The following is an 18949-nucleotide window of genomic DNA, read 5'->3' as shown; positions in this document are numbered from 1 at the left end:
GCCGCCGCACCGACAACGCGCCCCGCACCCGTCACGTACCACTGCTAGGTTGTCGTGACCTGTACAACGAGCGGGAAGGAGCGGTACGTGCGCACGTCAGCGCGGATTTCGGGGGCGGCCGCCGTGGCAGCGGCGGTCGCGCTGCTGGTGAGCGGCTGCGGCAGCGACAGCGACGGCGGGGACGACAAGAAGAGCGCGAAGAAGCCGGATCCCGCGCCCTCCGCCACCGAGACGCCGAAGGAGGAGGCGGGCGGCAAGGCCGCGCTGCCCGGCGTCTGGCAGACCAAGGCCGACGGGAAGCCCCTCGTGCTGACCGTCGTCGGCGAGAACGCCTCGCTCGTACGGGACAAGAAGGCGTGCACCGGTCACGTCATGAAGACCGGCGGCAAGAGCTCCGTGATGTTCAAGTGCCCCGGCGGCACCGGCGAGGAGCGGACCAACGGCGAGGTCGGCGCACTCACCGCGAAGACGATGAACATCACCTGGAACGGCGGTGCCACCGACACCTTCGTCAAGGCCGCCGACGCCCCGGCGAAGCTGCCGAAGGACCCGAACCAGATCCCCGGGCTCAAGGACAAGCTGAAGAAGATCACCGAGGAGCCCGGCAAGGTCCGGGAGTACCCCGCCTCCTGAGCCCTCGCGGACCCCGCAGGCCCCGCGCCCCCGCCCGTACCCACGTCGTACGGGCGGGGGCGCGGCGCGTCACCCCTCCTCGTCGCGGGGGTGGAGCAGATGCACCGACTCCTGTTCGCGCGGATCGGTTCTGGCCACCACGACCGTGACCGGTTCCTCACCGGTGACCGGCATGTGAGGCATGTTGGCGGGGACGTACACCATGTCGCCGGGCTTCAGGACGTCCCGGTTCGAGAGGCCGTCGCCGTGCCATATCTCGTGTTCACCGCTGATGACGTAGATCGCCGATTCGTGGCCCGCGTGCAGATGGGGCTCGCCTTTGGAATTAGGCGGTATGTGCAGTATGTGCATGCACAAGCCTTTCGCCCCTACCGACTCCGCCGAGACCCCCTCGGAAAAGACGCCACCCTGTTTCCCTTCGTACCCGTCTTTTTCTCGACGGAGAATTACACAACCCATGCCTCGAATTCCTACCGGTTCCCCACACCTCTTGTCACTGGGGCCTCAACTGTTGAGACGCAAGCGAGAGTTGGGGAACCGGTGGACACGACCCGGTCAGCGCACGAAGACGCCCGCGTGGCCCGCGAGGTCCAGGAAGTACTGCGGCGCGACGCCGAGCACCAGCGTCACCGCGACGCCGATCGCGATGGCCGAGGTCGTCAGCACGCTGGGGACGGCGACGCTCGGGCCGTCGGGCTGGGGCTCGCTGAAGAACATCAGGACGATGACCCGCAGGTAGAAGAACGCCGCGATGGCCGAGGCGATGACGCCGACCACGACCAGCGCGCCCGCGCCGCCCTCGGCCGCCGCCTTGAACACCGCGAACTTCCCGGCGAAACCGGACGTCAGCGGGATCCCCGCGAAGGCCAGCAGGAAGATCGCGAAGACCGCCGCCAGGAGCGGCGAACGACGGCCGAGACCGGCCCACTTGGACAGGTGCGTGGCCTCGCCGCCCGCGTCCCGTACGAGCGTGACGACGGCGAACGCGCCCAGCGTCACGAACGAGTAGGCGCCCAGGTAGAAGAGGACGGACGAGACGCCGTCCTCCGAGGTCGCGATGACGCCCGCCAGCAGGAAGCCCGCGTGGGCGATCGAGGAGTACGCGAGGAGCCGCTTGATGTCGGTCTGGGTGATCGCGACGATCGCGCCCGCCAGCATCGTGAGGATCGCGACGCCCCACATCACGGGCCGCCAGTCCCAGCGCAGGCCCGGCAGGACGACGTAGAGCAGCCGCAGCAGCGCGCCGAAGGCCGCGACCTTGGTGGCCGCCGCCATGAAGCCGGTGACCGGCGTCGGCGCTCCCTGGTAGACGTCCGGGGTCCACATGTGGAAGGGGACGGCGCCGACCTTGAAGAGCAGGCCCATGATCACCATCGCGCCGCCGATCAGCAGCAGCGCGTCGTTGCCCATGGTGTCGGCGAGCACCGGGTCGGTCGTGGCGTCCGCGTTGGAGATCACGCGGGCGATGCCCGAGTAGTTGACGGTGCCCGCGTAGCCGTAGAGCAGCGCGGTGCCGAAGAGCAGGAACGCCGAGGAGAAGGCGCCCAGCAGGAAGTACTTGACCGCCGCCTCCTGCGAGAGCAGCCGCCGGCGGCGGGCCAGCGCGCAGAGCAGGTAGAGCGGGAGGGAGAAGACCTCCAGCGCGATGAAGAGGGTCAGCAGGTCGTTGGCCGCCGGGAAGATCAGCATGCCGCCGACCGCGAACAGCAGCATCGGGAAGACCTCGGTCGTCGTCCACCCGGCCTTCGTCGCCTCGCGCTCGCCCTCACCGCCCGGTACGGACGCGGGCTGGGCGGCGAAGGAGTCCACCCGGGAGCCGTGCGCGGCCGGTTCGAGCTTCCGCTCGGCGAAGACGAACACCGACACGATGCCCACCAGCAGGATGGTGCCCTGCAGGAAGAGCGCCGGGCCGTCGACGGCGATCGCGCCCATGCCCGCGATCTGCGCCTTGGTGGAGCCCGAGCCGCTGGCGGCCAGCCCGATGACGGCCGCGAAGGCGGCGGCCAGCCCCAGCAGGGAGAGGAACACCTGCGTCACGTACCGCGACTTCCGCGGCAGGAACGCCTCGACGACGATGCTCGCCGCCGCGGCGCCCAGCACGATCAGCGTGGGCGAGAGCTGGCTGTACTCGATGCTGGGGGCCTGCAGCTTGTCGTCCCCCGCGGCGAGCGACCACAGCCCGTGCGCGCCGCCCACCGTCTCTGCCACGCTCACTCGTGGTCACCTCCGCCGTGTCCCGCGGGCGCCGCGGGCTTGTAGTCGAACCATGCCTTTTTGTGCTCGGCGACGGGGTGCTGCGGCTTCGGCTCCTTCACGTCGGTGTCCTTGCGGACGTCCGAGAGCGTGTGCTCGACCGCCGGGTTCACGATCTCGGTGAGCGGCTTCGGGAAGACGCCGAGGAAGATCAGCAGCGCGATCAGCGGCGCGACGACCGCGAGTTCGCGCACCCGCAGGTCCGGCAGCTTGGCGATCTCGGGCTTCTCGACCGGGCCCGTCATCGTCCGCTGGTAGAGCAGCAGGACGTAGAGCGCGGCGAGGATGATGCCCGCCGTGGCCACGATCCCGGCGGCCGGGTAGCGGCTGAAGGTGCCGACCAGGACCAGGAACTCGCTGATGAACGGGGCGAGTCCGGGCAGCGAGAGCGTCGCCAGACCGCCGACCAGGAACGTGCCCGCGAGCACCGGGGCCACCTTCTGCACCCCGCCGTAGTCCGCGATGAGCCGCGAGCCGCGCCGCGAGATCAGGAACCCGGCGACCAGCATCAGCGCGGCGGTCGAGATGCCGTGGAAGACCATGTAGAGCGTGGCGCCCCCCTGGCCCTGGCTGGTCATCGCGAAGACGCCGAGGACGATGAAGCCGAAGTGCGAGATCGAGGCGTAGGCCACGAGCCGCTTGATGTCGCGCTGTCCGACGGCCAGCAGCGCGCCGTAGATGATGCTGACCAGCGCCAGCACCACGATCACCGGCGTCGCCCAGTCGCTCGCGCCGGGGAAGAGCCCGAGGCAGAAGCGGAGCATCGCGAAGGTGCCGACCTTGTCGACGACCGCCGTGATGAGGACGGCGACGGGCGCCGTCGCCTCGCCCATCGCGTTGGGCAGCCAGGTGTGCAGCGGCCACAGCGGCGCCTTGATCGCGAAGGCGAAGAAGAAGCCGAGGAAGAGCAGCCGTTCGGTGTTGGTCGCCATGTCGAGCTGGCCGCTGGCGCGCGCCTCGGCGATCTGCTGGAGCGAGAAGGTGCCCTCGCCCATCTGGTCGGCGGTGACCGCGTAGAGCCCGATCACCGCGGCCAGCATGATCAGCCCGCCGACGAGGTTGTAGAGCAGGAACTTCACCGCGGCGTACGAGCGCTGCTTGGCGCCCTCCGCCTCCCCGGCCGCGTGGGCGCGGTCCCCGAAGCCTCCGATGAGGAAGTACATCGGGATGAGCATGGCCTCGAAGAAGATGTAGAAGAGGAAGACGTCGGTGGCGGCGAACGAGATGATCACCATCGCCTCGACGGCGAGGATCAGCGCGAAGAAGCCCTGGGTCGGACGCCAGCGCGAGGTGCTCTTCTCGCCCTCCACCGGGTCGGCGTCGTTCCACCCGGCGCCGATCACGAACGGGATCAACAGCGCGGTCAGCGCGATCATCACCGCGCCGATGCCGTCGACGCCCAGCTCGTACCGCACCCCGAACTCCGCGATCCAGGCGCGGGACTCGGTGAGCTGGTAGCGGGCGCCGTCCGGGTCGAAGCGGATCAGCACGACGGCGGCGAAGACCAGCGTGGCCAGCGAGAAGAGGAAGGCGAGCCACTTGGCCGCCGTCCGCCTCGTCGCCGGTACGGCCGCCGTGGCGATGGCGCCGAGCGCCGGCACCACCGCTGTGGCCGTCAGAAGGGGAAAGGACATAGAGATCAGACCGCCCTCATCAGCAGGGTGGCGGCGACCAGCACCGCCGCGCCGCCGAACATCGAGACCGCGTACGAGCGGGCGAAACCGTTCTGGAGCCGCCGCAGCCGCCCGGAGAGACCGCCGAAGGTGGCGGCCGTCCCGTTGACCATCCCGTCGACCACCTTGTGGTCGAGGTAGACCAGGCTGCGGGTGAGGTACGAGCCTCCGGTGACGAAGGCGGCGTGGTTGAAGTCGTCCTGGAGCAGGTCCCGGCGGGCCGCGCGGGTGAGCAGCGAGCCGCGCGGGGCCACCGACGGCACCGGGCGGCGCCCGTACTGCGCCCAGGCGGCGCCGACGCCGATCAGCAGGGCGACGACCGTGGCGGCGGTGACCGTCATGGCGGAGACCGGCGAGTCGCCGTGCGACTGCTGGGTGACCGGCTCCAGCCAGTGCACGAAGGAGTCGTTCAGCTTGAAGATCCCGCCCGCGAAGACCGAGCCGAAGGCGAGGACGATCATGGGGATCGTCATGGACTTCGGGGACTCGTGCGGGTGCGGCTCGTTCCCCTCGGCGTCCGGCTGCCAGCGCTTCTCGCCGAAGAACGTCATGATCATCACGCGCGTCATGTAGTACGCGGTGATCGCGGCGCCCAGCAGGGTGACCGCGCCCAGGATCCAGCCCTGGGTGCCGCCCTTGGCGAAGGCGGCCTCGATGATCTGGTCCTTGGAGAAGAAGCCGGACAGGCCGGGGAAGCCGATGATCGCGAGATAGCCGAGGCCGAACGTCACGAAGGTGACCGGCATGTACTTCCGCAGGCCGCCGTACTTGCGCATGTCGACCTCGTCGTTCATGCCGTGCATGACCGATCCGGCGCCGAGGAAGAGCCCGGCCTTGAAGAAGCCGTGCGTGACCAGGTGCATGATGGCGAACGCGTAGCCGATCGGGCCGAGTCCGGCGGCCAGGATCATGTAGCCGATCTGCGACATCGTCGAGCCCGCGAGGGCCTTCTTGATGTCGTCCTTCGCGCAACCGACGAGCGCACCGAAGAGCAGCGTGACCGCGCCGACGACGACCACGACGGTCTGCGCGTCCGGCGCCGCGTTGAAGATCGCCCCGGAGCGGGTGATGAGGTAGACGCCCGCGGTCACCATCGTCGCGGCGTGGATGAGGGCCGAGACCGGGGTCGGGCCCTCCATCGCGTCGCCGAGCCAGGACTGGAGCGGCACCTGCGCCGACTTGCCGCAGGCGGCGAGCAGCAGCATCAGCCCGATCGCGGTCAGCTTGCCCTCGCTCGCCTCGGTGGCACTGGAGAGCACCGGCGCGAAGGCGAAGGAGCCGAACGTCGTGAACATCAGGAAGATCGCGATGGCGAGCCCCGCGTCACCGACGCGGTTGACCAGGAACGCCTTCTTCGCCGCCGCCGCCGCGCTCGGCTTGTGCTGCCAGAAGCCGATGAGCAGGTACGAGGCGAGGCCGACGCCCTCCCAGCCGACGTACAGCAGGAGGTAGTTGTCGGCGAGGACGAGCAGGAGCATCGCCGCGAGGAAGAGGTTCAGATAGCCGAAGAAGCGGCGGCGCCGCTCGTCGTGCTCCATGTAGCCGATCGAGTAGACGTGGATCAGGGTGCCCACGCCGGAGATCAGCAGCACGAACGTCATCGACAACTGGTCGAGCTGGAAGGCCACATCGGCCTGGAAGCCCTCCACCGGCACCCACGAGAAGAGGTGCTGGTGCATCGCGCGGTGCTCGCCGTCCTTGCCGAGCATGTCGAGGAAGAGGACGGCGCCGATCACGAACGAGGCCGCCGCGAGCAGTGTCCCGAGCCAGTGGCCCGTACGGTCCAGTTTCCGCCCGCCGCACAGCAGCACCGCTGCACCGAGCAGCGGCGCGCCGACGAGCAGTCCGATCAGTGAATCCACTGGTGAGACCCCTTACAGCTTCATCAGATTGGCGTCGTCGACCGAGGCCGAGTGACGGGAGCGGTACAGCATCACGATGATCGCCAGCCCGACCACGACCTCGGCGGCGGCGACGACCATGACGAAGAACGCCATGATCTGGCCGTCGAGGTTGCCGTGCATCCGGGAGAAGGCGACCAGCGTCAGGTTGGCCGCGTTGAGCATCAGCTCGATGCACATGAACACCACGATGGCGTTGCGCCGGATGAGCACTCCGGCGGCGCCGATGGTGAACAGCAGGGCGGCCAGATAGACGTAGTTGACGGGGTTCACTTGGTGGCCTCCTGCTCTTCCGGTTCCTCGGCGGCGTCGTCGGCGGAATCGGCGGAGGCGCGCGGCAGCGGCGGCTTCTGGCCGTGGTACTCGGCCGTACGGTTCTCCACCGCCGCGACCGAGGCGAGCTGGTCGGTGGCGACCTCGCGGATCTGGCCGCGCTCCCGGAGGGTGGCGCTGACGCTGATCTCGGCCGGGGTGCCGTCGGGCAGCAGCCCCGGACGGTCGACGGCGTTGTGCCGGGCGTAGACGCCGGGCGCGGGCAGCGGCGGGAGCTGCTTGCCGCCGCGGACCCGCTCCTCGGCCTGCTCGCGCTGGGTCTTGGCCTTCTCGATGCGCTCGCGGTGCGTGAGCATCGTGGCGCCGACGGCCGCGACGGTCAGCAGCGCGCCGATGACCTCGAACGCCACCACGTACTTGGTGAACAGCAGCGAGGCGATCGCCGGGACGTTGCCCTCGGCGTTGGCGGCCTCCAGGCCGTTGAAGCTGCCGATGGACGCCTGGCCGATGCCCGCGATCAGCAGGATGCCGAGCCCGAGCCCGCAGCCGGCGGCCATCCAGCGCTGGCCCTTCAGCGTCTCCTTGAGCGAGTCGGCGGCGCTCACGCCGACGAGCATCAGCACGAAGAGGAAGAGCATCATCACGGCGCCGGTGTAGACGACGACCTGCACGATGCCGAGGAAGTACGCGCCGTTCGCGAGGTAGAACAGCGCCAGGATGATCATGGTGCCCGCGAGGCAGAGCGCCGCGTGCACGGCCCGCCGCAGCAGCACGGTGCCGAGCCCGCCGAGCACCGCGACGGTGCCGAGGACCCAGAACTGCAGGGCCTCGCCCGTGGAGGTCGAGGTGGCAGCGAGGGACGCCGCGAGGGAGGTCATCGGTTCGCCTCCTCGGACGGCGTCTGCGCCGAGGTGCGCTCCTGCGGCTCCGTACCGGGCGCGGCCTCGGTGACCAGGCCCTGGTAGTAGTCCTTCTCCGTCATCCCGGGGAAGATCGCGTGCGGGGAGTCGACCATGCCCTCCTCCAGGCCCGCGAGCAGCTCCTCCTTGGTGTAGATGAGCGATTCGCGGGAGGAGTCGGCCAGTTCGTACTCGTTCGTCATGGTCAGCGCCCGGGTCGGGCACGCCTCGACGCACAGGCCGCACAGGATGCAGCGCAGATAGTTGATCTGGTAGACGCGGCCGTAGCGCTCGCCCGGGGAGTAGCGCTCCTCCTCGGTGTTGTCCGCGCCCTCGACGTAGATCGCGTCCGCGGGGCACGCCCAGGCGCACAGCTCGCAGCCGACGCACTTCTCCAGCCCGTCCGGGTGCCGGTTGAGCTGGTGGCGGCCGTGGAAGCGGGGCGCCGTCGGCTTCTTGACCTCGGGGTACTGCTCGGTCAGCCGCTTCTTGAACATGCCCTTGAAGGTCACGCCGAAGCCGGCCACGGGGTTCTCAGGCACCGTCGGGCCCCCTTTCTCCGGTTGTTCCCTCGCTGGTTCCCGCCGGGACCCGCTCGCGGTCACGGTCGGCGCGCGAGGGGCGCCTCGGTACGGGCGGCAGCGTCTGTCCTGGCAGCGGCGGTACGGGATAGCCGCCCGCCATCGGGTCGAACGGCTTCTCGTGGGCGGCCGGTTCGGCCTCCTCCTCCTTGCCGCCGCCGCGGATGAAGTCGACGAGGAAGGTGAGGAGCAGCAGTCCGAGCGCGCCTCCGGCGACCCAGTAGACGACCTCGCTGTAGTCGTAGCCCTCGTTGCGCATGGCGCGCACGGTGGCGACGAGCATCAGCCAGACGAGCGCGACGGGGATGAGGACCTTCCAGCCCAGCTTCATGAACTGGTCGTAGCGCACGCGCGGGAGCGTGCCGCGGATCCAGATGAAGAAGAAGACCAGCACCAGGAGCTTGGCGATGAACCAGATCATCGGCCACCAGCCGTGGTTCGCGCCCTCCCACCAGGTGGAGATCGGCGCGGGCGCGCGCCAGCCGCCGAGGAAGAGGGTGACCGCGATCGCCGAGACGGTGATCACGTGCACGTACTCGGTGAGCATGAACATCGCGAACTTGATCGAGCTGTACTCGGTCTGGAAGCCCGCGACCAGGTCGCCCTCGGACTCCGGCATGTCGAACGGGGCGCGGTGCGCCTCGCCGACCATCGACACCAGATAGATGAGGAAGGAGACCGGCAGCAGATACGCGAACCAGCCGTCCGCCTGCTCGCCCACGATGGTCGAGGTCGACATCGAGCCCGAGTAGAGGAAGACCGCGGCGAAGCTGAGGCCCATCGCGATCTCGTAGGAGATGATCTGCGCCGTGGCGCGGACACCGCCGAGCAGCGGGTACGTCGACCCGGAGGACCAGCCGCCGAGCACCACGCCGTACGAGGCGATGGAGGCGGTGGCGAGGACGAAGAGCATCCCCACCGGCAGGTCGGTGAGCTGCATCGGGGTGCGGTGGCCGAAGATCGAGACCTCGTTGCCCGGCGGGCCGAACGGGATCACGGCGAAGGCCATGAAGGCGGGGACGGCACCGATGATCGGGGCGAGGATGTAGACGAACTTGTCCGAGCCCTTGACGATGATGTCTTCCTTCAGCATCAGCTTGATGCCGTCGGCGAGCGACTGGAGCATGCCCCAGGGGCCGTGCCGGTTCGGGCCGATGCGCAGCTGCATCCAGCCGACGATCTTGCGCTCGAAGACGATGCAGACGAGGACCGTCACCATCATGAAGGCGAAGATGAAGACCGCCTTGAGCGCGATCAGCCAGAAGGGGTCCTTCCCGAACATCGAGAGGTCCTCGGCGGCCAGTTGCTGAGCGAGCGCGTTCATGCGCCCACCTCCTCGTGGATCGCCGGGGCCGCCTCGGTCGCCGGAGCGATCCGGACCAGGTCGCCGGGGCGCGCGCCGGTGTCGGCGGCGACGCCGCCGCCCGTGGAGTTCAGCGGGAGCCAGACCACCCGGTCGGGCATCTCGGTGACGGCCAGCGGGAAGCGGACGGTGCCGGCCGGGCCGGAGACCTCCAGCTCGTCGCCGTCCTTCACGCCCGTCTCGGCCGCCGTGGCGGCGGAGAGCCGCGCGAGCGCCGCGTGCCGGGTCCCGGCCAGCGCCTCGTCGCCCTCCTGCATCCGGCCCCGGTCCAGCAGCAGCCGGTGCCCCGCGAGGACGGCCTCACCGGACGCGGGCTGCGGCAGCGAACGCGCCCCGGCCTGCGGCGCGGTGGCCCGCTGCCCCTCCCAGGGCCCGAGCCGGTCCAGCTCGCCGCGCACGGTGCGCACGTCGGGCAGGCCCAGGTGTACGTCCATGGCGTCGGCCAGCATGTTCAGCACGCGCGCGTCGGGCTGGACGTGGCGCCGCGTCATCTGGTCGGGGCTCAGCGCGGCCTCGAACATCCGCGCCCTGCCCTCCCAGTTGAGGAAGGTGCCCGCCTTCTCGACGACCGCCGCGACGGGGAGGACCACATCGGCGCGGTCCGTGACCTCGGTCGGGCGCTGTTCGAGGCTGACGACGAAGTCGACGGCGTCCAGCGCCGCGACGGCCCGTGCCGGGTCCGGCAGGTCCTCGACGCCGACGCCGCCCACCACGAGCGCGGTCAGCTCGCCGGAGGCCGCGGCCTCCACGATCTGGCCGGTGTCCCGCCCGTACGCCGCGGGGAGTTCGGCCACGCCCCAGGCGCGCGCCACCTCCTCGCGGGCCCGCGGGTCGGTCGCCGGGCGGGCGCCGGGCAGCAGCGCCGGGATGGCCCCGGCCTCGATCGCGCCGCGCTCGCCCGCGCGGCGCGGGATCCACACCAGCGTGGCGCCGGTCGCGGCCGCGGCCCGTACGGCGGCGGTGAGCGCGCCCGGTACGGCCGCGAGCCGCTCGCCGACGGCGATCACGGCGCCCTCGGCCCGCAGCGCCTCGGCCGCCTCGGTCCCCGCGCCCTCCAGGCCGACGCCGCCCGCGAGCGCGTCCAGCCACTCGGTCTCGGTGCCCGGCGCCGCGGCGAGCAGCGTGCCGCCCGCCTTCTCCAGGCCCCGGGTGGCGTGCGTGGCGAGCGCGAAGGTGCGCTGCCCGTGCTTGCGCCAGGCCTTGCGCAGCCGGAGGAAGACGCCGGGCGTCTCCTCCTCGGCCTCAAGTCCCGCGAGCAGCACGGCGGGCGCGGCCTCCAGCGCGCTGTACGTCAGCCCGCCGCTGTCCAGGTCCCGGCCGCGCCCGGCGACGTGCGAGGCGAGGAAGTCGGCCTCCTCGGCCGAGTGGACGCGGGCGCGGAAGTCGACGTCGTTGGTCTGGAGCGCCACGCGCGCGAACTTCCCGTACGCGTAGGCGTCCTCGACGGTCAGCCTGCCGCCCGCCAGCACGCCCGTACGCCCGCGTGCGGCCGACAGCCCCTCGGCCGCCGCCGCGAGCGCCTCGGGCCAGCTGGCCGGGACCAGCTCGCCGTCCTCGTTCCGCACCAGCGGGGTGGACAGCCGGTCGGGACGCTGCGCGTAGCGGAACGCGAAGCGGCCCTTGTCGCAGTTCCACTCCTCGTTGACCTCGGGGTCGTTGGCCGCGAGGCGGCGCATGACCTTGCCGCGCCGGTGGTCGGTGCGCGTGGCGCAGCCGCCGGAGCAGTGCTCGCACACGGACGGCGAGGAGACGAGGTCGAACGGCCGGGAGCGGAAGCGGTACGCCGCCGAGGTCAGCGCCCCGACGGGGCAGATCTGGATGACGTTCCCCGAGAAGTACGACTCGAAGGGGTCGCCCTCCCCCGTGCCGACCTGCTGCAGCGCACCCCGCTCCAGCAGCTCGATCATGGGGTCGCCCGCGATCTGGTTGGAGAAGCGGGTGCAGCGCGCGCAGAGCACGCAGCGCTCACGGTCGAGCAGCACCTGCTTGGAGACCGGCACGGGCTTCTCGAACGTCCGCTTGCTGCCCTCGAAGCGGGAGTCGGCCTGCCCGGTGGACATCGCCTGGTTCTGCAGGGGGCACTCGCCGCCCTTGTCGCAGACCGGGCAGTCCAGCGGGTGGTTGATGAGCAGCAGCTCCATCACACCGCGCTGCGCCTTCTCGGCGGCGTCGGAGGTGAGGTGGGTCTTGACGACCATGCCGTCGGTGCACTGGATCGTGCACGACGCCATCGGCTTGCGCTGGCCCTCGACCTCGACGATGCACTGGCGGCAGGCGCCCGCGGGATCCAGCAGCGGGTGGTCGCAGAAGCGGGGGATCTCGATCCCCAGCATCTCCGCCGCGCGGATCACGAGGGTTCCCTTGGGAACGGAGATCTCCGCGCCGTCGATCGAGAGCGCGACAAGATCCTCCGGCGGCACCTGGGCCTCCCCTCCTCCGGAGGGAGAGGCGGAAGTGGTGACCGTCATTCATTCACCTCCGGTGGGGGACGAGCTGAGAGCGCCCCGCAGGGGCGCGGGGAACTGCGCGACAAGCCACAGCGGCGCGGCAGCCGCGAACGGCGCGTCCGGGGCAGGATGGCTGGGCGTCGTCTGTGCCACAGGCATCACGCGGGCACCTCCGTCCGGGAGGAGCCCGCGGAGCGATCCGCCCAAGCCGTCGACTTGGCGGGGTCGAAGGGACAGCCGCGCCCCGCGAGGTGCTGCTCGTACTCCTCGCGGAAGAACTTCAGCGAGGAGAAGATCGGCGCGGCGGCACCGTCGCCGAGGGCGCAGAAAGACTTGCCGTTGATGTTGTCGGCGATGTCCTCGATCTTTTCGAGGTCGGCCGCTCCGGCCTTGCCCGCCTCGATGTCGCGCATGAGCTGGACGAGCCAGTACGTCCCCTCGCGGCAGGGCGTGCACTTGCCGCAGGACTCGTGCGCGTAGAACTCGGTCCAGCGGGTGACGGCCCGTACGACGCAGGTCGTCTCGTCGAAGCACTGGAGGGCCTTGGTGCCGAGCATGGAGCCCGCGCCGCCGACGCCCTCGTAGTCGAGGGGGACGTCGAGGTGCTCGTCGGTGAGCATCGGCGTGGAGGAGCCGCCGGGCGTCCAGAACTTCAGCCGGTGCCCGGGGCGCATGCCGCCGCTCATGTCGAGGAGCTGGCGCAGCGTGATGCCGAGCGGCGCCTCGTACTGTCCGGGGCTCGCGACGTGGCCGCTGAGGGAGTACAGCGTGAAGCCCGGGGACTTCTCGCTGCCCATCGAACGGAACCATTCCTTGCCCTTGTTGACGAGGGCGGGAACAGAGGCGATGGACTCGACGTTGTTCACCACAGTGGGGCAGGCGTAGAGGCCCGCGACGGCGGGGAAGGGGGGACGCAGCCGGGGCTGGCCGCGGCGGCCTTCGAGCGAGTCGAGCAGCGCGGTCTCCTCGCCGCAGATGTACGCGCCGGCGCCCGCGTGCACCGTCAGCTCCAGGTCCTTGCCGGGGCCGAGGGCGTCCTTGCCGAGGTACCCGGCTTCGTACGCCTCGCGGACGGCCTCGTGCAGCCGCCGCAGGACCGGCACGACCTCGCCGCGCAGATAGATGAAGGCGTGGCCCGACCTGATCGCGTGACAGGCGATGACGATGCCCTCGATGAGGGAGTGCGGATTCGCGAAGAGGAGGGGGATGTCCTTGCAGGTGCCCGGCTCGGACTCGTCGGCGTTGACGACGAGATAGTGCGGCTTGCCGTCGCCCTGCGGGATGAACTGCCACTTCATCCCGGTCGGGAATCCGGCGCCGCCGCGCCCGCGCAGCCCCGCGTCCTTCACGTACGCGATGAGGTCGTCGGGGTCCATCGCCAGGGCCTTGCGCAGCCCCTCGTACCCCTCGTGACGCTTGTACGTGGCGAGGGACCACGGCTCGGCCTCGTCCCAGAAGGAGGAGAGGACGGGTGAGAGCAGCTTCTCCGGGGAGAGCGAGTCCGCCGTCATCATGCTTCCTCCTCGGCGTCGCGCGGGGAGACGACCTTGGGGGCCTCGGTCTCGCCCTTGGCGAGCCGCAGCCCGGTGAGCGAGGCGGGTCCGGCGCCGCCGCTGGCGGCGACCGCGCCCTCGCGCTCGTCGGGGAACCCGGCGAGGATGCGCGCGGTCTCCTTGAAGGTGCAGAGCGGGGCGCCGCGGGTGGGCGCCACCTCGCGTCCGGCGATCAGGTCGTCGACCAGGCCGCGGGCTGACTCGGGGGTCTGGTTGTCGAAGAACTCCCAGTTGACCATCACGACGGGCGCGAAGTCGCAGGCCGCGTTGCACTCGATGTGTTCGAGGGTGACCTTGCCGTCGTCCGTCGTCTCGTCGTTGCCGACGCCCAGGTGCTCCTTGAGGGAGTCGAAGATGGCGTCCCCGCCCATCACCGCGCACAGCGTGTTGGTGCAGACGCCGACCTGGTAGTCCCCGGAGGGCTTGCGGCGGTACATGGTGTAGAAGGTCGCGACCGCGTTGACCTCGGCGGTGGTCAGCTCCAGCATCTCCGCGCAGAACCGCTGTCCCGTGCGGGTGACGTGGCCCTCCTCGGACTGCACGAGGTGCAGCATCGGCAGGAGGGCGCTGCGGCTGTCCGGGTAGCGGCCGATGATCTCCTTGGCGTCCGTCTCCAGCCGCGCGCGTACGTCGGCCGGATAGTCGGGCGCGGGCATCTGCGGAACGCCCAGTTCGACGTTGGTCATCGGTCGACGCCTCCCATCACGGGGTCGATGGACGCGACGGCGACGATGACGTCGGCGACCTGGCCGCCCTCGCACATCGCCGCCATGGATTCGAGGTTGGTGAAGGAGGGGTCGCGGAAGTGCACGCGGTACGGGCGGGTGCCGCCGTCGCTGACGGCGTGCACGCCGAGCTCTCCCTTGGCGGACTCGACCGCCGCGTACGCCTGTCCGGGCGGGACCCGGAAGCCCTCGGTCACCAGCTTGAAGTGGTGGATCAGGGCCTCCATGGAGGTGCCCATGATGTTCTTGATGTGGTCCAGCGAGTTGCCGAGGCCGTCGGGGCCGAGCGCGAGCTGCGCGGGCCAGGCGATCTTCTTGTCGCCGACCATCACGGGCCCGGGCTCCAGCCGGTCCACGCACTGCTCGATGATCCGCAGCGACTCGCGCATCTCCTCCAGGCGCAGCAGGAAGCGCCCGTAGGAGTCGCAGGTGTCGACGGTCGGCACCTCGAAGTCGTAGTTCTCGTAGCCGCAGTACGGGTCGGACTTGCGCAGGTCGTGCGGGAGTCCGGCGGAGCGGAGGATCGGGCCCGTGGCGCCGAGGGCCATGCAGCCCGCGAGGTCGAGGTGGCCGATGTCCTTCAGGCGGGCCTTGAAGACGGGGTTGCCGGTGCAGAGCGCGTCGTACTCCGGGATGTTCTTCCGCATCTTCTTGACGAACTCGCGCAGCGCGTCGACGGCGCCCGGGGGCAGGTCCTGGGAGAGGCCTCCGGGGCGGATGTACGCGTGGTTCATCCGCAGGCCCGTGATCAGCTCGTACAGGTCGAGGACGAGCTCGCGGTCGCGGAAGCCGAAGATCATGACCGTGGTCGCGCCCAGCTCCATGCCGCCGGTGGCGATGGCCACGAGGTGGGAGGAGATCCGGTTCAGCTCCATGAGCAGGACGCGGATGACGTTGGCGCGGTCGGGGACGTCGTCCTCGATGCCGAGCAGCTTCTCCACGGCCATGCAGTACGCCGTCTCGTTGAAGAACGGCGTGAGGTAGTCCATGCGCGTGACGAAGGTCGTGCCCTGCGTCCAGGTCCGGAATTCGAGGTTCTTCTCGATGCCGGTGTGCAGATAGCCGATGCCGCAGCGGGCCTCGGTGACGGTCTCGCCGTCGATCTCCAGGATCAGCCGGAGCACGCCGTGGGTGGACGGGTGCTGCGGACCCATGTTGACGATGATCCGCTCGTCGTCGCTCTTGGCGATGTGGTCGGCGATCTCGTCCCAGTCGCCGCCGGTGACGTCGTAGACGGTGCCTTCGGTGGTCTCCCGAATGCCCGCCGGTGCGTGGGAAGTGCTCATCAGGTGTACGACCTCCGCTGGTCCGGAGCGGGAATCTGGGCGCCCTTGTACTCGACGGGGATGCCGCCGAGCGGGTAGTCCTTGCGCTGCGGGAAGCCCTGCCAGTCGTCCGGCATCATGATCCGCGTGAGGGCCGGGTGGCCGTCGAAGATCAGGCCGAAGAAGTCGTACGTCTCGCGCTCGTGCCAGTCGTTGGTCGGGTAGACGTCGACGATCGACGGGATGTGCGGGTCCGCGTCGGGTGCGCTGACCTCCAGCCGGATCAGCCGGGTGTGGGTGAGCGAGCGCAGGTGGTAGACCGCGTGCAGCTCCCTGCCCTTGTCCTCCAGGTAGTGGACGCCGCTGACGCCGGTGCACAGCTCGAAGCGGAGCGCCGGGTCGTCGCGGAGCGTGCGGGCGACGCGGGGCAGGTGCTCGCGGGCGATGTGGAAGGTCAGCTCGCCGCGGTCGACGACGGTCTTCTCGATGGCGTTCTCCGGGAGGAGGCCCTGCTCCTCCAGCGCGCCTTCGAGCTCGTCGGCGACCTCGTCGAAGTATCCGCCGTACGGGCGCTGGGTGGCGCCGGGGAGGCGGACGGTCCGGACGAGACCGCCGTAGCCGGAGGTGTCGCCGCCGTCGCTGCCGCCGAACATGCCGCGGCGCACGCCGATGACCTCGCCCGCGTCGCTCTTGCGGGAGGGGGGAACGGAACCGTTGGCCCCGTTTCCGTTCACGTTCTCTTCCGTCACCGGAGCAGCCCCTTCATCTCGATCGTCGGGAGCGCGTTCCTCGCCGCTTCCTCCGCCTCGCGGGCCGCTTCCTGCTGATTCACGCCGAGCTTGGTGTCCTTGACCTTCTCGTGCAGCTTGAGAATCGCGTCCATCAGCATTTCGGGGCGCGGCGGACAGCCGGGAAGGTAGATGTCGACCGGCACCACGTGGTCGACGCCCTGCACGATCGCGTAGTTGTTGAACATGCCGCCCGACGAGGCGCAGACGCCCATCGAGATCACCCACTTGGGGTTGGGCATCTGGTCGTAGACCTGGCGCAGCACCGGCGCCATCTTCTGGCTGACCCGCCCGGCCACGATCATGAGGTCGGCCTGCCGGGGCGAGCCGCGGAAGACCTCCATGCCGAACCGCGCCAGGTCGTACCGCCCGGCGCCCGTCGTCATCATCTCGATGGCGCAGCAGGCCAGCCCGAAGGTCGCCGGGAACATCGACGACTTGCGGGCGAGCCCCGCCATCTTCTCGACGGTGGAGAGCAGAAAACCGCTCGGCAGCTTCTCTTCAAGTCCCATTGCCTCTCCTGCCCCTAATCCCATTCCAGGCCGCCGCGCCGCCAGTCATAGGCGTACGCGATACCGATGAGAGCGACGAAGACCAGCATTTCGACGAGACCGAACATCCCGAGCGAGTCGAAATGCACGGCCCACGGGTAGAGGAAGACGATTTCGATGTCGAAGATGATGAAGAGCATCGCCGTCAGGTAGTACTTCACCGGGAAGCGCCCGCCGCCCTCAGGCTGTGGCGTGGGCTCGATGCCGCATTCGTACGCCTCAAGCTTGGCGCGGTTGTAGCGCTTGGGGCCGACGAGCGATCCGGCGACCACGGAGAAGATCACGAACGCCGCCGCTACGGCTCCAAGTACAAGGATTGGTGTGTAGACGTTCACCGCACCCGTTCTCCTTCCAGGCGTCGACGCTGACTGCCGGCAGACCGCTGGGCCACTGCGACTCCCCCACGAAGATCGCTCTTATGTGAGGCAGTTCACAAGCCCTGTTCGCAGGCATCTTAAGCCCGGCCCTCTGTGATCTGCGACACGGGGTACGACAACTGCTTTGTGATCTCCACCACCTGACGGTGAATCATCCCGTCGGATGACCGATGATCTTCATACGCAAAGCCCATAGTTGATCACCCGATGTGACAGAGGTTCGGTGCTCACAGCCCTTGCGGGCGGGTCGCTGTACCAGGCATGCGCCTGCACGGGCAAATTCGCGCTGGACAGATTCTCCTGATAAGCGCCAACCACTCGACAAGTGCGGTCGTGAAGCCCGGCACAAACACCGCGGGCACCCTTCCCGTATGGGTGATTGAGCCTCAACGTCCGATTTGAGCGGCAAGTTGAGAGTGTGAATGTGAGCTGCGCCACTCGATTCCGGGTCGACCCCCGGCACCTTTGCGCGGACGGGGGCGCCGTGATATCGCCGTGACAGTAATTCCGGCATTGCGGACAAGTGCATGGTCACAGCCCCGTAGTTGGGCAATGATCACGCTCGTGTGACGCCCCGGAGAGGGGTTACTCCAGGGTCAACTGGCCGTGCACGCGACGACTGTGGCGCATCGCACGATTGTTGAGCCGACCCTCCGACGCCTGCTAGGCATGCCCTCATGTCCCCGAAAGCTCAGATACCCAGCCACCGGAAGCCCCGCAACAGCAAGATGAATACGGCGCTGCGTGCGGGTGTGACGGGCGGCGTCATGGGCACCATCGCGCTCACCGCGGCGGCCACCCCCTCGTTCGCGGCCGACAACAAGGCCCCGACCGAGACCATGGAGATGCCGACCCTCTCCGGCAACCTGGAAAGCTCCGCCACGGCGGCGGCCGACTCGCTCCAGCAGTCGGCGCTGACGTACGAGCTGCAGGAGGCCCAGGGCTCCGCGGTCACCAAGGCCAAGGAGCAGGCGAAGGAGAACAAGGAGAAGGCGGAGGCCAAGGCGAAGGCCGAGGCCAAGCGGAAGGCCGAGGCGGCCCGCAAGGCGGCCAAGGCCGCTGCCGACCGCGAGGACCGCGCCTCCCGTTCGGACAGCCGCGACTCGCTGCAGAACAACTCTGCCGAGGCCCCGTCGTCGTCCACTCCGAGCCCGGCCAAGGGCAGCGGCAACGCCGCGACCCTCATCAACTTCCTCAAGGGCCAGGTCGGCAAGGCGTACGTCTCCGGCGCCACCGGCCCCTCCGCGTACGACTGCTCGGGCCTGACCCAGGCCGCGTTCAAGACCGTCGGCGTGAGCCTGCCGCGCGTCTCGCAGGCGCAGTCCAGCACCGGTACCGAGGTCTCCCTGAGCAACCTCCAGCCCGGCGACATCCTCTACTGGGGTGGCAAGGGCAGCGCGTACCACGTCGGCGTCTACATCGGCGACGGCAAGTTCATCGGCGCCCAGAACCCCTCCAAGGGCGTTGTGGAGGCCAACATGAGCTACGACCAGCCCACGGGCGCCGTCCGCGTCCTCTGAGCCCCCAGAGCCTCTGAGCGCCCCTGCGGCGCCGCGAAGGGCCCACCGCACACCCGCGGTGGGCCCTTCGCGTGTCCGGGGCGGGAGCGGCGGAGGGAACGGCGGCGGGAGTCGCACCGGTGACCGTAGCGGGACGTACCGGGGCGG

The 18949-nt window shown here is 69.7% G+C and carries 17 protein-coding genes; 2 read left to right on the top strand and 15 right to left on the bottom strand.

The annotated features are described in order from the left end of the window. Window positions 1-87 precede the first annotated feature (87 nt). Complete coding sequence (locus ACGF3A_RS00570) at window positions 88-633, top strand: hypothetical protein (protein ID WP_393724318.1); 546 nt, start codon at window positions 88-90, stop codon at window positions 631-633. Window positions 634-702: 69 nt separating this feature from the next. Here the strand turns inward: ACGF3A_RS00570 and ACGF3A_RS00565 are convergent, their stop codons facing one another. From ACGF3A_RS00565 to ACGF3A_RS00495, 15 genes are all read right to left on the bottom strand, one after another. Further along, window positions 703-984 (bottom strand): cupin domain-containing protein, encoded by a 282-nt coding sequence (locus tag ACGF3A_RS00565; protein WP_393724316.1) that lies wholly within the window; start codon window positions 982-984, stop codon window positions 703-705. A 204-nt stretch (window positions 985-1188) separates the two neighbouring features. Further along, the gene (nuoN, locus tag ACGF3A_RS00560) at window positions 1189-2847 is read right to left on the bottom strand and encodes an NADH-quinone oxidoreductase subunit NuoN (RefSeq protein WP_393724314.1); all 1659 of its coding nucleotides are present in this window, start codon (window positions 2845-2847) and stop codon (window positions 1189-1191) included. Continuing rightward, the gene (locus ACGF3A_RS00555) at window positions 2844-4520 is read right to left on the bottom strand and encodes an NADH-quinone oxidoreductase subunit M (RefSeq protein ID WP_393724312.1); all 1677 of its coding nucleotides are present in this window, start codon (window positions 4518-4520) and stop codon (window positions 2844-2846) included. Before ACGF3A_RS00555 ends, nuoN begins: the two co-directional genes overlap by 4 nt. Before the next feature lie 5 nt (window positions 4521-4525). Continuing rightward, the gene (gene nuoL, locus ACGF3A_RS00550; protein ID WP_393724311.1) at window positions 4526-6421 is read right to left on the bottom strand and encodes an NADH-quinone oxidoreductase subunit L; all 1896 of its coding nucleotides are present in this window, start codon (window positions 6419-6421) and stop codon (window positions 4526-4528) included. Window positions 6422-6433: 12 nt separating this feature from the next. Further along, on the bottom strand, window positions 6434-6733 hold the full coding sequence (gene nuoK, locus ACGF3A_RS00545; RefSeq protein WP_344528315.1) for an NADH-quinone oxidoreductase subunit NuoK: 300 nt from the start codon (window positions 6731-6733) through the stop codon (window positions 6434-6436). After that, complete coding sequence (locus ACGF3A_RS00540; protein ID WP_393724308.1) at window positions 6730-7611, bottom strand: NADH-quinone oxidoreductase subunit J; 882 nt, start codon at window positions 7609-7611, stop codon at window positions 6730-6732. Before ACGF3A_RS00540 ends, nuoK begins: the two co-directional genes overlap by 4 nt. Continuing rightward, the gene (gene nuoI / locus ACGF3A_RS00535; protein ID WP_393724306.1) at window positions 7608-8174 is read right to left on the bottom strand and encodes an NADH-quinone oxidoreductase subunit NuoI; all 567 of its coding nucleotides are present in this window, start codon (window positions 8172-8174) and stop codon (window positions 7608-7610) included. The genes ACGF3A_RS00540 and nuoI overlap by 4 nt, the downstream gene beginning before the upstream one ends. After that, entirely contained in the window at window positions 8167-9537 is a 1371-nt protein-coding gene (nuoH, locus tag ACGF3A_RS00530; RefSeq protein WP_393724305.1) for an NADH-quinone oxidoreductase subunit NuoH, read from the bottom strand. The genes nuoI and nuoH overlap by 8 nt, the downstream gene beginning before the upstream one ends. After that, a complete protein-coding gene (locus ACGF3A_RS00525; protein WP_393724303.1) occupies window positions 9534-12044 on the bottom strand; it encodes an NADH-quinone oxidoreductase subunit G in 2511 nt (836 codons plus the stop codon). Before ACGF3A_RS00525 ends, nuoH begins: the two co-directional genes overlap by 4 nt. Before the next feature lie 137 nt (window positions 12045-12181). After that, window positions 12182-13537 (bottom strand): NADH-quinone oxidoreductase subunit NuoF, encoded by a 1356-nt coding sequence (nuoF, locus tag ACGF3A_RS00520; RefSeq protein WP_393724301.1) that lies wholly within the window; start codon window positions 13535-13537, stop codon window positions 12182-12184. Further along, window positions 13534-14262 (bottom strand): NADH-quinone oxidoreductase subunit NuoE, encoded by a 729-nt coding sequence (gene nuoE, locus ACGF3A_RS00515; protein ID WP_393724299.1) that lies wholly within the window; start codon window positions 14260-14262, stop codon window positions 13534-13536. Before nuoE ends, nuoF begins: the two co-directional genes overlap by 4 nt. Continuing rightward, the gene (locus ACGF3A_RS00510; RefSeq protein ID WP_393724297.1) at window positions 14259-15587 is read right to left on the bottom strand and encodes an NADH-quinone oxidoreductase subunit D; all 1329 of its coding nucleotides are present in this window, start codon (window positions 15585-15587) and stop codon (window positions 14259-14261) included. Before ACGF3A_RS00510 ends, nuoE begins: the two co-directional genes overlap by 4 nt. Next, window positions 15587-16300 (bottom strand): NADH-quinone oxidoreductase subunit C, encoded by a 714-nt coding sequence (locus tag ACGF3A_RS00505; RefSeq protein ID WP_393727059.1) that lies wholly within the window; start codon window positions 16298-16300, stop codon window positions 15587-15589. The genes ACGF3A_RS00510 and ACGF3A_RS00505 overlap by 1 nt, the downstream gene beginning before the upstream one ends. A gap of 11 nt (window positions 16301-16311) precedes the next feature. Then, a complete protein-coding gene (locus ACGF3A_RS00500) occupies window positions 16312-16866 on the bottom strand; it encodes a NuoB/complex I 20 kDa subunit family protein (RefSeq protein ID WP_393724295.1) in 555 nt (184 codons plus the stop codon). Window positions 16867-16880: 14 nt separating this feature from the next. Beyond that, on the bottom strand, window positions 16881-17240 hold the full coding sequence (locus tag ACGF3A_RS00495) for an NADH-quinone oxidoreductase subunit A (RefSeq protein WP_344528328.1): 360 nt from the start codon (window positions 17238-17240) through the stop codon (window positions 16881-16883). Window positions 17241-17959: 719 nt separating this feature from the next. Here ACGF3A_RS00495 and ACGF3A_RS00490 point away from each other — a divergent pair. Beyond that, window positions 17960-18802 (top strand): C40 family peptidase, encoded by an 843-nt coding sequence (locus ACGF3A_RS00490; RefSeq protein WP_393724292.1) that lies wholly within the window; start codon window positions 17960-17962, stop codon window positions 18800-18802. Window positions 18803-18949: the final 147 nt, after the last annotated feature.

Origin of the sequence: Streptomyces sp. NPDC048172 (assembly GCF_043202595.1) — a bacterium.
Taxonomy (GTDB): domain Bacteria; phylum Actinomycetota; class Actinomycetes; order Streptomycetales; family Streptomycetaceae; genus Streptomyces.
The sequence above is the reverse complement of the archived record's forward strand: the minus strand, read 5'-3'. Positions and strand labels throughout refer to the sequence as shown.

Excerpts from the sequence above, each read along its gene's own strand:
- ACGF3A_RS00565 (WP_393724316.1), bottom strand. The coding sequence starts at position 984 with ATGCACATACTGCACATACCGCCTAATTCCAAAGGCGAGCCCCATCTG.
- ACGF3A_RS00555 (WP_393724312.1), bottom strand. The coding sequence starts at position 4,520 with ATGTCCTTTCCCCTTCTGACGGCCACAGCGGTGGTGCCGGCGCTCGGC.
- ACGF3A_RS00540 (WP_393724308.1), bottom strand. The coding sequence starts at position 7,611 with ATGACCTCCCTCGCGGCGTCCCTCGCTGCCACCTCGACCTCCACGGGC.
- nuoH (WP_393724305.1), bottom strand. The coding sequence starts at position 9,537 with ATGAACGCGCTCGCTCAGCAACTGGCCGCCGAGGACCTCTCGATGTTC.
- ACGF3A_RS00525 (WP_393724303.1), bottom strand. The coding sequence starts at position 12,044 with ATGACGGTCACCACTTCCGCCTCTCCCTCCGGAGGAGGGGAGGCCCAG.
- nuoF (WP_393724301.1), bottom strand. The coding sequence starts at position 13,537 with ATGATGACGGCGGACTCGCTCTCCCCGGAGAAGCTGCTCTCACCCGTC.
- nuoE (WP_393724299.1), bottom strand. The coding sequence starts at position 14,262 with ATGACCAACGTCGAACTGGGCGTTCCGCAGATGCCCGCGCCCGACTAT.
- ACGF3A_RS00510 (WP_393724297.1), bottom strand. The coding sequence starts at position 15,587 with ATGAGCACTTCCCACGCACCGGCGGGCATTCGGGAGACCACCGAAGGC.
- ACGF3A_RS00500 (WP_393724295.1), bottom strand. The coding sequence starts at position 16,866 with ATGGGACTTGAAGAGAAGCTGCCGAGCGGTTTTCTGCTCTCCACCGTC.
- ACGF3A_RS00490 (WP_393724292.1), top strand. The coding sequence starts at position 17,960 with ATGTCCCCGAAAGCTCAGATACCCAGCCACCGGAAGCCCCGCAACAGC.